Below are 13,460 nucleotides of genomic sequence, written 5' to 3'. Positions count from 1 at the left end.
GGCGAAGGCGCCCGCGGAATATGAACCGCACGCTCGGAGCCGGACGACCGCGTGCGGGACCGACCCGGAACGGTTGTGCGCGACTCGCGCACTCTACGGCGAGCGTCTTTGCGGTGCCGCCTGTGAATCGAGACGATGAATGCAGATCGCCGCGAGGCAGTCGCCGATCTCCCCCCGAGCGCGAAGCTCGTGTTCGTCGTACTGGAGAACCACGAACGCCTGACGCAGGCGGCGCTCGCCGAGGAGACGCTGCTCCCCCAGCGCACGGTGCGGTACGCGCTGGAGGAACTCCGCGACGCCGACGTGTTGCGCGAGGAGTTGAACATCATGGACGCCCGCCAACGCTTCTACTCGCTCGCCGACGCCGAGGAGCCGACGGACGACACGGCGGTCGGGATCGCCTCCGAGTCCTCGGCGCAGGCCCGCTGAACCGGACGGATCCGGATCAGGACGACGGCTCGGCGTGCCGGGACGCTCCGACGCGGCGCCGTATCCACCGCACAATGGACACGGCCACGACCGCCTCGACGTAGCACCCGACGACCGCCAGCGCCCAGAATCCCGCGTCGCCGACGACGATCCCCGCCTCGTTGTACAACGCCGTGTCGACCAGGAACGCCGCCGCGAGCGCCGGCCACGCGACGACCGTCGCCTCCGCGGGGAGCGGGGTGAGTTGAGCGAGCGCGAGGACAGTTAGCAACGCGCCGGTGACGCCGAGCGTGGCGCGGGCGGTCGCTGTCGCGCGGAGGGCCGTGTGGAGGGAACGGGGCATCGATCTGACGTGTGTCTGCACGGACAAAGCAGTGCCGGGAGACCCCTGGAACCGCCGGGAAACCGTGAGACTGCCGAGCTGCGGCGGTCGGCCAGCCAACCACGCCGGAGTGACTCGTGGCTCACTTGGTCGGCAGGTGACACGCGGAGTCGTGGTCGCCTTCCCCGCGCTCGGGGTTCTCGCGGACGCACGGCGATCCGAACGACTCGCGGATCCGGCGGACTGCGGCCGCGTCGTCGCCGGCGACGGCGTCGTCGACGGCGGCCGAGAGCGCACGCCCGGCGTCGCCGTCGAGATCGGGGAGGTCGTACTCCGCCCGGAGCGCCCGCGCGAGCGAGTCCACGTCGTCGCCGTCGGCACGTGCGCGGAGCCGATCGAGGTCGACCTCCCCGCCGGCAAGGTCGACGCGGAGGTCGATCACCGCGCCGTACTCGGCGCTCGTGAGGTCGCCGTCATCCGGTGGGATCACCTCCGGACATCTCGTGTGGAACCGGCAGCCCTCGGGCGGGTCGGCGGGATCGGGCACGGCTCCCGAGAGAGAGTGGCGGGGGCGGTCGGCGCGGGGGTCCGGGGTCGGGACGGCCGCGGCGAGCGCGCGCGAGTACGGGTGGGCGGGGTCGTTCAACACCGCCCCCGTCGGTCCGGTCTCGACCACCTCCCCGGCGTACATTACCGCGACGCGGTCGCACGCCCGGCGGACGACGCTCACGTCGTGGCTGATGAACAGCATCGAGAGGTCGAACTCGTCCCTGAGGTCCGCCAGCAGATCGAGTATCTCCGCCTGCACGGACACGTCGAGCGCGGCGGTGGGCTCGTCGAGGACGACGAACGCCGGGTCGAGCGCGAGCGCGCGAGCGATGCCGACGCGGCGCTTCTGTCCGCCCGAGAGCTCGTGGGGGTATCGGTCGCGGTGGTCGGCGGTCAGGCCGACGCGCTCGAACAGCGTCGTCACGCGCTCGCGTCGCCGCCGGCGGGCGACCCCGCGGACCCGAAGCGGCTCGGCGGCCGACTCGCCGACCGTCATCCGGGGATCGAGGCTCGACGACGGGTCCTGAAACACCATCGCGGTTCGTCGGCGGAGGTCGTCGACCCCGCCGGCCCCGTCGCCGACGGGCGCGCCGTCGAACCGGACGGTCCCGCCCGTGGGCTCCTCCAGGTGGAGCAGCGTCTCGGCGACGGTGGACTTGCCGCTTCCCGACTCGCCGATGAGTCCGAGCGCCTCTCCGCGTCCGATCTCGAAGGAGACGCCGTCGACCGCGCGCACCGCCCCGGTCCGCCGCCGCAACAGTCCCGACCGGACCGGGTAGTGCTTCTCCAGTCCGTCGACGACCACCAGTGGTTCCCGGTCGGCGTCGTCGACGCTGTCGGCGATGGGTACCGAGTCTGCGGCGCTGGGTTCCGGATCCGCGGCGGTCGGTTCCGAGTCCGCGGAGGGATCCGGCCGGCTCATTGCGGTCCCCCACCGTCATCGGTCGTCGGGTCCGGTTCGGGATCCGCTTCCACGACGGTCGGGTCCCGCACGCCGTCGTGGAACACGCAGGCGGCCTCGCCGCCGCCGTCGACGCCGTGTAACGGGGGTCCGTCGCCGCTCCGGCACTCCCCGACGGCGTGGGAGCACCGAGGGTGAAACGGGCATCCGTTGGAGGGGTCGAGCGGATCCGGCGGCTCGCCCCCGATCCGCTCGCCGCCACGGCCGGGCAGCGAGTCGAGCAGCCCGCGGGTGTAGGGGTGAGCCGGGCGCTCGAACACTCGCGTCACGGGTCCGCGCTCCATCACTCGGCCGGCGTACATGACGACGACGCGGTCGGCGATGCCGGCGACGACGCCGAGGTCGTGGGTGACGAACAGCGTCGCGAGCCCCTCCTCGGCGCCGAGGTCGGCGAACAGATCGAGGATCTGCGCCTGGATCGTCACGTCGAGGGCGGTCGTGGGCTCGTCGGCGATCAGGAGGTCGGGATCGCCCGCCAGCGCCGTCGCGATGGCGACGCGCTGTTTCATCCCGCCCGAGAGCTGGTGGGGGTACTCGTCGGCGCGCGCCGCGGGGTTCGCCAGCCCGACCCGGTCGAGCAGGTCGACGGCGCGCTCGCGCGCCGCGGTGCCGTCGACGTCGTGGTGATATCCGACCGCCTCGGCGACCTGTTCCCCGACGGTGTAGACGGGGTCAAGCGACCGCTGCGGGTCCTGGAACACGTACGCGATGCGGTCGCCGCGGACCGCGCGGAGGTCGCGCTCGGAACACGCGAGCAGGTCACGGTCGTCGAAGCGGACCTCGCCGTCGACGACCTCGCCGGGCGGGTCGACCAGCCGCGCGATCGACTCGCAGGCGACGGTCTTGCCCGACCCCGATTCCCCGACGAGACACACCGTCTCGCCCGGGTACACGTCGAAGGAGACGCCGTCGACCGCGCGGACGGTCCCCTCGACGGTCGGGAACCGCGTCCGGAGGTCCCGCACCGACAACAGCGGAGTTGCGTCGCCGTCGCGGTCGGGCGCCGGTCGGCCGTCGCCGCGCTCGGACGCCGGCGGCCCGCCGCGGCTCACCGTCGCACCTCCGTCCGCGGGTCGAGTACGTCGCGGAGCGCGTCGCCGAGCACGGACATCGCGGCGACGGTACACACGAGCGGGATCGCGGCGAATGCGACCGTCCACCACAGCTCCGGGAACCGCGAGAAGCCGATCGCGATGGTCGATCCCCACGACCGCGCGAGCGGGTTGGTGAACCCGAGATACGCGATCCCCGCCTCGACGAGCACGAGCGTCGGCATTCGGTTCGCGACGGCGGCGACGACGGTGTCGGAGACGTTCGGCACGACGTGCCGGCGAACGATCTGCGCGTCGCTCATGCCGGCGTCGCGGGCGGCGCGAACGTACCCAGTGTCCACCCGCGAGGCGGCCGCGCTCCGGACGAGCCGGGCGGTGCCGTCCCAGTCGAACAGGCCGAACACGACGACGATCGTCACCAGACTCCGGCTGAACGTCTCCTGCACCAGCAGGACGAGGAACACCGCGGGGACGACTCGCTGGAGGTCGACGTACCGCATCAGGAGGGCGTCGATCCGACCGCCGTAGTAGGCCGCGACCGTGCCGACGAGGACCGCCGTCGGGACGACGAGCGCGGCCGTGACCAGCGACACCTGCACGGCGACGCGGGCGCCCTCGACGACCAGGTGGATCATCCCGTGGCCGTCGACGGTCGTCCCGAGCGGGAAGTGCCACGTGCCCGGACAGGTGCCCCCGTCGAGCGACGCCTGGCAGTACGGGATCGTCGGCGACATCTCGATGCTCGTCCAGGCGGGCGGCTGCGCCGCCGGCACCCCGTAGCGGAGGTCCTCGGCCGACTCGATCCCGAGCAGCGACAGGGTCCGCCCGCCGAACGTCGCCGTGTACCACAACACTAGAAGATACGCGGCCGACGCGAGCGCCGCGGGCTTCCGGCGGAGTCGCCGCCAGTAGCGCCGGCGCAGGTCGGGGCGGCGGGCCAGCGGCGCCAGCGCCCACCCCACGACCGCCAGCGACGCGTAGTAGAGGTACTCGATGACTCCGGTCGAGACGCCCCAGAACGGGACGACTCCCGTCGTCGCGACGAACGTCTCCCACAGGGCGGCGGCCGCGAGCACGGCCCAGGCGACGAACAGCGCGAGGGTCCGCGGGGTGACCCGGAGTCGCTCCACGATACCGCGGTCGCCGGGATCGACGGCGAATCGGTCGTCGGGGGAGTCGTGCGCACGGCTCACGGCGGTTCCTCCGAGTCGGGTCGCACGTCGCACCTGCGGGAGGCCATTGCGGGACGTCGTCGAACGGAGACCATCGACACGTCGGGGCGACAGAGTGCGGCGACAAATACGTAGCGGAGGGTAAAACCGCCGGATTAGCCACGGAACAGTTATGTCGTTGTCACCGACATGCGCCCGGTGTGCAGCCGCCCTCCAACGAGGCATCTCGAGCCCACCCCCGTTCGCGTTCGCATCTCTCGCTCGCCCCCCCGGCGCGTTCCCGGTCGTGGCCGGCCCGTCGTTTACATCACGACCCCCGCGGGCGACGGAGCGGGCGTTCGCCGGCCGTCGGCCGCGACGGAGGTGGTCGGCCGTGAGCCGTCGCGCGTTCCTCGCCCGCCGGGTCGGCTGGGCGGTGTTCGTCGTCTGGGTCGTGCTCTCCGGGGCGTTCCTCGCGTTCGTCGCCGCGCCGGACCACAACCTCAGCATGCTCCAGTACGGGCTTCCGCCGGACGAGGCGCGCCGGGTCGCCGAGCAGTACCGCGAGCGGATGCACTACGACGAGCCGCTGCTCAGTCGGTACGCCCACTGGATGTGGGAACTGGGGACGCTCCAGTTCGGCCGGTCGTACGTGCGGGGCCGGTCGGTGAACGCGATCCTCGCGCCGGCACTGCGGCTCACCCTCGTGTACCTCGCTCCGGGGGTCGTCCTCGCGGTGCTTCTGGGCGTTCTCGGCGGGCTGGCGGCCTCGCTGTGGCGCGGGCTCGTCGGCCGCGCCGCGGACGCGTTCGGTCACCTCGGCGCCGCGTTCCCGGCGTTCCTCCTCGCGGAGGCGCTCGCGCTGCTCGCGGTCGGGGAGGCGGACGTCGTCGCACAGTGGAACCCCGAGGTGGGGCCGTTCGCCGGGTCGAATCCGACCGTCCTCGCCGTCGCCGTCGCGGTCGTCGCGACGACGCTGGGCGCGACGCTCCTGCGGTATTCGGCGGTCGAGGCGGCTGCCGTGGCGGGGGCGTCGTTCGTGAAACGGCTTCGGGCCAACGGCGCCCCGCCGCGACGGATCGCCGCGCACGTGCTCCGGAACGCGGCCCCGCCGCTCGTCGCGCTGTTCTCGATCCGCGTGCTCGCGGTCCTCCTGCTGGGCGTCTACCTCGTCGAGACGGCGCTGGGCATCCCCGGGTTCGGCGAGGTAACGCTGACGGCGATCCGCGACCGCGACATCGCCGTCATACTCGCGGCCACGCTGATCACGACGCTGCTCGGGGTGCTCAGCACGCTCGTCGAGGACGTGGTGACCGTCGCTATCGATCCCCGTTCCGGGTCGGAGTGACCGACCGCCGGGGCGGAGACAGTTTCCGGAGACTGTCCCCCCGTCAGTCAGCGATACCGACCGCGGCGCTGCGATCCGTTCCGGGGATCGCCGCCACCCGCACGTCGGCGAGCCCGGCGTCGATCAACCAGTCGCGGACGGCTTCGGGCGCGTGGGCGCCGCCGTGGCCGGCGGCGAGCCCGCGGACCTCCGCCGTGACCGCCGCCAGGGCGTCCCCGTCGCCGTCGGCGAACACGTCCGTCGCGACGACGGCGCCGTCGCCGCCGAGGAGGTCGGCGGCGACCGAGCAGGCCACGCGCGCCTCCGCGGGGTCCATCGCGGAGAGGGCGTCGCCGAGAAACGCCACGTCGAAGCCGGAGTCGAGCGTCGCGGGGGCGTCCGCGTGGAGCCGGACACGGTCGCCGTGGACCCGGCCGAGCCGCTCCGCCGTCGCCGGCGACGTGACCAGCGTCGCGTCGTGGCCGCGGGCGGCGAACTCGCGGGCGTACACGCCGGATCCGCCGCTCAGGTCGACGACGGACCCGGCGTCGGGAGCGACCCGTGTCGCCACGGTGACGCACGCGCGAACGGTCGTCTCGTCGGTGGCGTAGTGGGCCCCCAGCGCGTTCGCCCCCCGGTCGCCGCGCCGCTCGGGCGCCACGCCGGTCTCCAGCGTCTCGGGCAGATCGACCAGGTCGTCGAGGCGGTCGAGCTCGTGCGGGATCGACCCGATCGAGCGCACGTCGCGCTTGGCGAGCAGCCCGAGCGCCCGGTTCGTCGGCTCGTACTCGTCGCCGACGCGCTCGAGGAACCCGATCCGCGCGAGCGCCCGGACGACGCGCTCGGCGGACGGCTCGGCGACGTCCGTCGCCGCGGCGACCTCCGCCGGCGTCCCCGCCGTCGACAGCAACGCCTCGAGTATCCCGGTTCGTCGGGCCGCCCACAGCAGGAACAACTCGTGGACATCCGGCCCCCTCCGCTCGTCACTCGGCATGGCTCGTCCACGACGCTTCGCCGGAGCGGATAAAAGGGCATCCCTCTCACGGGACCATCAGGACTCAGGGCACGACCAGCCCGTCGATCACGTCGCGGAACGCGGCGCCGTCGAGCGCGAGCGAGGGACCGGCCCACGCGGCGTACCGGGTTCCCTCCTCGCGCCACAGCGCCTCCCACGCGCCGTACTCCTCGTCGAGGGCGGCGTAGTGTACGTCCGTGCCGCGGCGGTCGATCCGCTCGCGACGCTCGCAGGACTGATCGGCCGGTTCCGGGGGGATGGCGGGCGCGAGCGGACTTCCCTCGGCTGCGGCGGTGATCCAGAGATGGTCGCTTCCGTTCGCCCGGCTTCGGAGGACGACCTCGACCGCGTCCGCGTCGGGGAACGCCAGCGCCGAGTCGAGGAGGAACGCGTCGTCGCTCGCGGGCACCAGCGGTCGGACGGGCGGGTCGCGCGCGAGCGCGGCCATGGAAACGGGTCGGCTCCCGTCGTACGGGCGAGGTCCCGAGTAGTCCCACAGCCCGTGGGGAACGGCGGGCGGCCGACAGCCGTACCTGACCCAGTAGTTCAGCGCGTGAAACGGCGCCGCACGGACGCCGCGGCTCGCGGCCGCGTCGGCCGGGGCGACCCCGCGCAGCACCGCCGCGAGTTCGTCGTCGTCGAACGCGCCGTCGGTGACCGAAACCTCGATCTGGGCGCGCTCACGCTGGAGACACGCGCCACGCCTGTCCTCGTAGTCCGTCCCGAGCCAGCCGACGACGTCGTCGCAGTCGACGGGCGTCAGGTCGGGGGTCCGCCACAGCGGCGCGACGCCGGCCGCCGGCGGCGCCCAGTCGTACAGGAACTGCTTGACCCGCAGCGCCCGCCCGTCGCCGCGGACGACCGCCCGGACGCTGGACGGGTTGCCGTCGCTCCACGGGGTTTGCCCGATGTCGGCCGCGTCGACGCCCTCCGGTCTGCCCGGGGGCTGTTCGGGCCGGTACGTCACCGTCTCGACCGCGCAGTCGTCGGGGAGCGCGGTCGGCTCGTGGACGACGAAGTTCGCGTGACCCGCCGCGTCGGCGAACGTCGTCTCTCGGGGCACCTCGACTGCATCGGGATCGGTGAGCCGGGCGCTCGGATCCGCGACGCGCCACTCGCTCATCGTCGGCCTCCGCGGCGGGGCCGGACTCGACTGCTCGATCGGCGATCTCGGCGCCTGAGCGTGGATCGCATGGTCCGGAGGTTCCCCAGGCGACCCCAAAAGCGCTCGCTGAAGCGCGTTTCTGTCGGTTAGTTGATTGCCGAGGCCATGCGGGTTCTCCGATCGGTTCGACCCGGTCGCCGACGAGGAGGCGATGGCGTCCCCCGATGGGGAGTGGTGGCCCTCGGGGACGGCGCCGGCCGCGAGTTCGGGCGGATCTGTTTCCGGAGCGTGAGAAACGCCAGCGGGTACTTGCGAGTAAGCGGTAGAGTATCACCTGCTAGCGGTCTGGTTCCGGCGAACGCGACGCGCGCCAACCGGAGCAGACGCCCACCTCACTCATGGATATCACCGAGATCGTTTCAACGGACTACACGGAGTACTCCCCGGACACCACCGTCTCGAAGCTCGTCAGCGCGTTCGAGGACCACACCGTCAAGGGGGTCGTGGTCTCCGACGACGAGTTCGAGGGGATCGTCACCCGTCGCCAGCTCGCCACGTCCCACCATCAACCGAACGAGAAGGTCGGGTCGCTGGTGTGGCATGTCCCCCGACTCGCCCCCGAGGAGGACATCCGCAAGGTCGCCCAGCTCATGATCGACAGCGACTCGCAGGTCCTCCCCGTGTTCGAGGGGCGAAACCAGATCGGCGTGGTCACCGTCGACGGGATCCTCGAGGCGGTTCGGTCGTTCCTCGACGCGGCGACCGTGGCGGAGGCCGCGAGCACCGACCTCGTCACGGTCGACCCCACCTCGACGCTCGGCAACGCGCTGCACCTCTTCCGAGCACACCGCATCACCCACCTCCCGGTCGTCGACGACGACACGGCGGTCGGCATCCTCAGCCTCTACGACGTGATCGACCTGACCGTCCGGCCCGAGCAGCAGAGCCAGGGCGGCGACGCGAGCGGAACCGACTCCTTCGGCGGGGAGATCTCCGCCAGCGCCGGCCGCTCGCGTCGGGGGGGATTCGGGGCCCGGGAGGGCGAACTCTCACGGTTCCTGGACCTTCCGGTCCGGGACGTGATGGCCGATCCCGTCCACACGATCCACCCGGAGGCGACGCTGGAGGCGGCCGTCGAGGCGATGTTCGACATCGACGGGTCCTCGCTCGTCGTCACCACGGACGGGTCGCCCCACGGGATCGTCACGAAGACCGACGTCCTCGACTCGCTCACGTGGGAGGCGGGCGGCAACCGGGGCGTCCAGGTCTACGGCACCGACCTGATCGACGACATGGACTACGACGACATCGTGGCGATGGTCGACACCTTCGACGACCGCGATCACGGCATGAACGTCCTCGACGCGAAGGTCCACCTCCACGAACACAGCGAGAAGCTCCGCGGCACGCCGCTGTTGCTCGCCCGCATCCGCCTCCACACCGACCGGGGACTCTACATCGCCTCCGGCGAGGGGTACGGCGCCAGCCACGCGGTCAAGGAGGCCGGAAACGTGCTGGAGCGGCAGATCCGCGACAAGAAGACTCACGGCCGGAGCAAGAAACACCCCGACGAGGAGTTCTGGGAGAAGCGCTTCGGCTGGCTGCTCGAGGAGGCTGACTGAGCTTTCACTGGTGCCGGCCAGCCGGACCCGTCTCTCGTGCGACGCGGGATCGGCGTCACCCGTTCGTCCTCACGCGTTCGTCTCTCGGCATCCTCACGTGCCGCGCCGGATCACTCCGAGTACCCCTCCTGGAGGAACGTCCCCTCGGTCTCGTACATGGCGACCAACTCCGCGATGAACTCCTCGTACGATTCGTCCTCCTCGAGGTGTTCGTCCAGTCGGTCCCTGAGTTCGTCGCTGATCTCCAGTGTGTATGTCATGGGTGGGGTGCCGTCGACCGCCGTACTGCGCCGCCTCGGTCGGTGTATTGCCGACGCGATCTAAATACCCCGCCAGCCATTCTCATTTGTCAGTAAGCACCGACCGGTACTTGCGGCCCCCGGGGGTACCGGGCGGCGGTCCGGTCACCGGACGAGCGGCACGGGAACGCTTGCCCGCCGGGCGACGATCTCCGCGGTGCTCCCGTCCACCGGCCGTTCCTCCTCCGTCCGCCCGTGTGCACCGAGGACGACGTGGTCGGCGTCCCCCTCGTCGGCGACCTCGACGATGACGCGCTTCGGGCCGCCTGACTCGGCCGATCACGACGGTTCCTCGGCGTCGTCGGGACGCATCGGAACCGTCAACACCGGCGTGTCGGAGAGCCTGACGACCCGCTCGGTGACGCTCCCGATCAGGTATCGGTCCAGCCCCGTGCGGCCGTGGGTGCCCATCACGACGAGGTCGACGTCGTGCTCGTCGATGTATTCGAGGATCACGCGGTGGGGTTTCCCTTGGCCGATCGCGCCTTCGATCTGATCGACGCCGGCGGTCTCCGCCCGGCTGACAACCTCGTCGATGGCGTTCTGCCCGACGTCCTCGAGGGCGTCGAACATCCCGGTGATCGACGCGTCGACGCCGATGTCGGTATCGACCACGTAGAGCGTGTGGAGCGCCGCGTCGTACGTGGTGGCGATGTCGATAGCGTGGTCGATAGCGCCGTCGGCCCCCTCGCTTCCGTCGGTCGGGATCAGGATCGTCGAGTACATATCGGCCTGTTTCGACCCGAGGTACAAACTCCACCGCGCTATTCCGAACCGATGGGAATCGACGGTCGCGACCGCGATCGCTCCGGAACGCTGGAATCAGACCCCGAGGATGACGACTCCGCTTACGACGACGACGCCGAGCACGACGGTCACGAGCTTCCCCAGCTCGCGGGTACCGATGAGCCACGCCAGCGCGACCTTGACGAGGGTGTTCGCGATGGCCGCGATGACGATTCCCGTCGTGGCGACCTCGGATGAGACCGTTCCGTCCGCCGCGAGCCGACTCAGGGTGATCGTCATCGCGTCGACGTCCGCCAGTCCGGAGAGGAACGCCGTCGCGTACACGCCGGAGGAGCCGAACCACTCGTTGGCGGACTCGGAGACGAGCAACACGACCGCGAACACGGCTCCGAACAGGAGCGCCGGTCGGAGGCGAAACGGGTTCTTGAGCTCCTCCGGTTCGACCGTCTCCTCGGCGGCGGTCCGCCAGTAGAGCACCCCGGCGGCGACCACGCCCACCGCGGTCATCGCGCCGAGCGGCGGCGCGACGCTCGGGAGCAACGCGGGGTTGACGACCGTGACCTCGATGAGCGCCCGCGGGAACATCACGATGGAGGCGGTGACGACCGCGAACCCGCAGACGTGATACAGGGTCGCGTTCTGGACCGTCTTCTCCGCCATCGACACCGTCGTCGCGGTCGAGGAGACGAACCCGCCGACGACCCCGGTGACGGCGATGCCGCGTTCGGTCCCGAGGACGCGCCCCAGCAGGTACGCGACGAACCCGAGGCCGGTGACGAAGACGACCATCAGCCAGACGAGCCGGGGGTTGAGCCCGTAGAGCGCGTCGACCGGGCGGTCGGGCAACGCCGGAAAGACGACGAGGACGACGAGGACGAACTTCGCGGACGCCCGCCGCTCGTGTGCGTCGATCCGGTCGGCGAACTCGTGGACGGGATCTTTCACCGACAGCAGCACGGTGACCGCGCCGGCGACGACGATGGCGACGACCGCACCGCGGTCGGAGTGGGTCGTCATCGCGCCGAGGAGGACCGTGAGGAGGGCGGCCACGAGCGTCGTCAGGCCGATGTCGCGCTCGTACCAGACCTTCCCGACGTACGCGACGGTGAGCGGGACGACGATCACCCCGACCGCGAGCGGGAGCGCGCTCGGGAAGAAGGCCTGAACGAGCGCGCCGTACAGCGCGAACAGCGGAAACGTCCGACTCCCCGCGAACGACCCGCCGGACTCGCTTTGCTCGCGTTCGAGGCCGATGAGCCCCCCCAGACCCAGCGCGAGGAGCAGGGAAACGAGCACCTCGACGACCGGATCGGCAGTGGGTACGACCATCGGGTGACGCGTCGCGCTTGCGGATTGTCAAACTACGGTACCGTCCCCGTCCGCCGTCCCGCCGTTCGACCAGCCGACGCTCCCAGGTGGACCCGACTCTACCAGGCCGACCAGGCGGCCGTCTTCGTGTCGCGGGCGTACACGCGCTTCACGTCCTTCGCGTACACCATGTCGCCCTCGTGGTCGAACTTCTCGTGGCGGTAGGTGTCGGCGGACTCGTCGCGCACCTGCACGCCCTCGATCTCGATCTCGTCGTCGCCGAACGAGACCGTCTCGCCGACCGTGAACTCGTAGTCGCCGGGGACGTACACCTTCAGGCTGCGGGTCTCGTCGCGGCGGCCGTCCTTGGGGTGGACGGTGATGTTGACGGCGACGTTGTCGACGACGCGCGTCCAGACGGTCGCGGCGTGATCGAGGTCGGACTCCTCGACGCGGCGGTCACCCGTTAGCTCGATGGAGGTGACGCGCACCTGCTGGATCGCCTCCTCGGTCTCCACGATGAACTCGTCGCCGACCTCGACCTGCTGATCGGGCTCCCCATCGAGCGTCGCGGTGTACGACTCGCCGTCCTGGGAGACGACGACGTCCACATCGACGGTCGTCGGTTCGGGGACCTCGACCTTGTGGGTGTGGCCGCAGGCCGTACACTGCACCGTGGCGTGGCCGCCGGGCTTCAGCACCTCGTGAGGCGTCTCCTCGCCGCAGCCCGGACAGTCCACGGGCACCTGCGAGGGAACGTCGGAATCGCTCATACCCTCGATACCGCGTCGCGCCGTAAGAAGCCTCGTTTCCGCGACTCCGCGTGTGGGGTCGTGTCGTAGGCGAGCGGAGCGAGCGAACTGAGGAGCACAGCGCGCGTCGCAGCCAGGGCGGGACCGAATGACTCTGTCGAAACCCTCGGCCGGTGGTGGGTTCGGTGCGGATCGGTACGTCCGGATAAGACAGTCGCTACGTTTCTACCGATGGAAATTCTGGCGGGAACGTGACGATTCCGTCCACGTTGTCTACTGACCCTTCGCGTAACGGGGCGACCATGAATTCTTCGTCAGCGCCGTACTCGTTACCAAGCCCATACTCGCTCGCCCGTTCGAAGCCAAAGCGAGAATAGTATTCGGGATCGCCCAACACGACCACCGCGTCGGTGCCGGCCTCACGACATTTCGCTATCCCTCGCTGAATCAACGATGAACCGACCCCCTCGTGTTGGTTTTCCGGCAGGACGCCAACTGGTCCTAGTCCAACCAGTTCAACGTTTCCTCCGTGATCATCCACTGCCGTTGGAGAACACAGGACGTGTCCCACAACTCGATCGTTTTCGACTGCGACCAGCGAGACCACAGCCTTCTCAGCGTCGTGTATTCGCTGTACAATGCGTGACTCTTCGGTTTGTCCGTCGAAGGCACGCCGATGCACCTCGAAGACGGCATCGGCATCATCAGCGGTAAAGGGTCGTATCTGCATGAATTGTCTTCTCGGGTTAGAGGAAGACGCCGCACAGCAAGAACACCTCGAATTTGCTCAGTGATGAGCGGATCTGATTCGCATCTCCGGC

At 70.5% G+C, this 13,460-nt stretch carries 15 protein-coding genes; 3 read left to right on the top strand and 12 right to left on the bottom strand.

The features are described from left to right. The first annotated feature begins 135 nt into the window (after nucleotides 1–135). Nucleotides 136–429, top strand: coding sequence for a MarR family transcriptional regulator (locus ABJD39_RS04340; protein WP_348612484.1), 294 nt, complete (start codon nucleotides 136–138; stop codon nucleotides 427–429). Between the two features lie 16 nt (nucleotides 430–445). Here the strand turns inward: ABJD39_RS04340 and ABJD39_RS04335 are convergent, their stop codons facing one another. The 4 genes from ABJD39_RS04335 to ABJD39_RS04320 form a co-directional block, all read right to left on the bottom strand. Beyond that, nucleotides 446–772: a hypothetical protein gene (locus ABJD39_RS04335; protein WP_348612483.1), complete on the bottom strand. Its 327-nt coding sequence runs from the start codon at nucleotides 770–772 to the stop codon at nucleotides 446–448. Between the two features lie 121 nt (nucleotides 773–893). Further along, on the bottom strand, nucleotides 894–2,222 hold the full coding sequence (locus ABJD39_RS04330; RefSeq protein WP_348612481.1) for an ABC transporter ATP-binding protein: 1,329 nt from the start codon (nucleotides 2,220–2,222) through the stop codon (nucleotides 894–896). Next, nucleotides 2,219–3,235 carry an ABC transporter ATP-binding protein gene (locus ABJD39_RS04325; RefSeq protein WP_348613694.1) on the bottom strand — a complete coding sequence of 339 codons (1,017 nt, stop codon included), beginning with the start codon at nucleotides 3,233–3,235 and terminating at the stop codon, nucleotides 2,219–2,221. Before ABJD39_RS04325 ends, ABJD39_RS04330 begins: the two co-directional genes overlap by 4 nt. Nucleotides 3,236–3,309: 74 nt before the next feature. Continuing rightward, the gene (locus ABJD39_RS04320; RefSeq protein ID WP_348612479.1) at nucleotides 3,310–4,506 is read right to left on the bottom strand and encodes an ABC transporter permease; all 1,197 of its coding nucleotides are present in this window, start codon (nucleotides 4,504–4,506) and stop codon (nucleotides 3,310–3,312) included. A gap of 352 nt (nucleotides 4,507–4,858) precedes the next feature. On the opposite strand from ABJD39_RS04320, the gene ABJD39_RS04315 reads away from it, so the two are divergent. Further along, on the top strand, nucleotides 4,859–5,812 hold the full coding sequence (locus tag ABJD39_RS04315) for an ABC transporter permease (RefSeq protein WP_348612477.1): 954 nt from the start codon (nucleotides 4,859–4,861) through the stop codon (nucleotides 5,810–5,812). A gap of 43 nt (nucleotides 5,813–5,855) precedes the next feature. Here ABJD39_RS04315 and ABJD39_RS04310 read toward each other — a convergent pair whose 3' ends face one another. Continuing rightward, nucleotides 5,856–6,785 (bottom strand): class I SAM-dependent methyltransferase, encoded by a 930-nt coding sequence (locus ABJD39_RS04310; protein WP_348612475.1) that lies wholly within the window; start codon nucleotides 6,783–6,785, stop codon nucleotides 5,856–5,858. A gap of 64 nt (nucleotides 6,786–6,849) precedes the next feature. Next, on the bottom strand, nucleotides 6,850–7,929 hold the full coding sequence (locus tag ABJD39_RS04305) for a hypothetical protein (RefSeq protein ID WP_348612473.1): 1,080 nt from the start codon (nucleotides 7,927–7,929) through the stop codon (nucleotides 6,850–6,852). Nucleotides 7,930–8,309: 380 nt separating this feature from the next. On the opposite strand from ABJD39_RS04305, the gene ABJD39_RS04300 reads away from it, so the two are divergent. Next, nucleotides 8,310–9,533: a CBS domain-containing protein gene (locus ABJD39_RS04300; RefSeq protein WP_348612471.1), complete on the top strand. Its 1,224-nt coding sequence runs from the start codon at nucleotides 8,310–8,312 to the stop codon at nucleotides 9,531–9,533. 110 nt (nucleotides 9,534–9,643) lie between these two features. On the opposite strand, the gene ABJD39_RS04295 is transcribed toward ABJD39_RS04300, so the two are convergent. The 6 genes from ABJD39_RS04295 to ABJD39_RS04275 form a co-directional block, all read right to left on the bottom strand. Then, the gene (locus ABJD39_RS04295; protein WP_348612469.1) at nucleotides 9,644–9,793 is read right to left on the bottom strand and encodes a DUF7557 family protein; all 150 of its coding nucleotides are present in this window, start codon (nucleotides 9,791–9,793) and stop codon (nucleotides 9,644–9,646) included. A gap of 144 nt (nucleotides 9,794–9,937) precedes the next feature. Then, a complete protein-coding gene (locus ABJD39_RS15000; RefSeq protein WP_431357894.1) occupies nucleotides 9,938–10,081 on the bottom strand; it encodes a universal stress protein in 144 nt (47 codons plus the stop codon). Nucleotides 10,082–10,111: 30 nt separating this feature from the next. Next, complete coding sequence (locus ABJD39_RS04290) at nucleotides 10,112–10,558, bottom strand: universal stress protein (protein WP_348612467.1); 447 nt, start codon at nucleotides 10,556–10,558, stop codon at nucleotides 10,112–10,114. A gap of 96 nt (nucleotides 10,559–10,654) precedes the next feature. Next, entirely contained in the window at nucleotides 10,655–11,908 is a 1,254-nt protein-coding gene (locus ABJD39_RS04285) for an MgtC/SapB family protein (protein WP_348612465.1), read from the bottom strand. Between the two features lie 98 nt (nucleotides 11,909–12,006). After that, the gene (locus tag ABJD39_RS04280) at nucleotides 12,007–12,660 is read right to left on the bottom strand and encodes an HVO_0476 family zinc finger protein (RefSeq protein WP_348612463.1); all 654 of its coding nucleotides are present in this window, start codon (nucleotides 12,658–12,660) and stop codon (nucleotides 12,007–12,009) included. Between the two features lie 196 nt (nucleotides 12,661–12,856). Next, nucleotides 12,857–13,369 (bottom strand): GNAT family N-acetyltransferase, encoded by a 513-nt coding sequence (locus ABJD39_RS04275; protein WP_348612461.1) that lies wholly within the window; start codon nucleotides 13,367–13,369, stop codon nucleotides 12,857–12,859. Nucleotides 13,370–13,460 lie beyond the last annotated feature (91 nt).

It is taken from the genome of Halobaculum rarum (assembly GCF_040025155.1).
In the GTDB taxonomy this organism is placed as follows: domain Archaea; phylum Halobacteriota; class Halobacteria; order Halobacteriales; family Haloferacaceae; genus Halobaculum; species Halobaculum rarum.
The sequence above is the reverse complement of the archived record's forward strand: the minus strand, read 5'-3'. Positions and strand labels throughout refer to the sequence as shown.

Coding starts and splice junctions, on each gene's coding strand:
- ABJD39_RS04290 (WP_348612467.1), bottom strand. CDS start 10,558: ATGTACTCGACGATCCTGATCCCGACCGACGGAAGCGAGGGGGCCGAC.
- ABJD39_RS04285 (WP_348612465.1), bottom strand. CDS start 11,908: ATGGTCGTACCCACTGCCGATCCGGTCGTCGAGGTGCTCGTTTCCCTG.
- ABJD39_RS04340 (WP_348612484.1), top strand. CDS start 136: ATGAATGCAGATCGCCGCGAGGCAGTCGCCGATCTCCCCCCGAGCGCG.
- ABJD39_RS04275 (WP_348612461.1), bottom strand. CDS start 13,369: ATGCAGATACGACCCTTTACCGCTGATGATGCCGATGCCGTCTTCGAG.
- ABJD39_RS04330 (WP_348612481.1), bottom strand. CDS start 2,222: ATGAGCCGGCCGGATCCCTCCGCGGACTCGGAACCGACCGCCGCGGAT.
- ABJD39_RS04305 (WP_348612473.1), bottom strand. CDS start 7,929: ATGAGCGAGTGGCGCGTCGCGGATCCGAGCGCCCGGCTCACCGATCCC.
- ABJD39_RS04310 (WP_348612475.1), bottom strand. CDS start 6,785: ATGCCGAGTGACGAGCGGAGGGGGCCGGATGTCCACGAGTTGTTCCTG.
- ABJD39_RS04335 (WP_348612483.1), bottom strand. CDS start 772: ATGCCCCGTTCCCTCCACACGGCCCTCCGCGCGACAGCGACCGCCCGC.
- ABJD39_RS04280 (WP_348612463.1), bottom strand. CDS start 12,660: ATGAGCGATTCCGACGTTCCCTCGCAGGTGCCCGTGGACTGTCCGGGC.
- ABJD39_RS04300 (WP_348612471.1), top strand. CDS start 8,310: ATGGATATCACCGAGATCGTTTCAACGGACTACACGGAGTACTCCCCG.
- ABJD39_RS04295 (WP_348612469.1), bottom strand. CDS start 9,793: ATGACATACACACTGGAGATCAGCGACGAACTCAGGGACCGACTGGAC.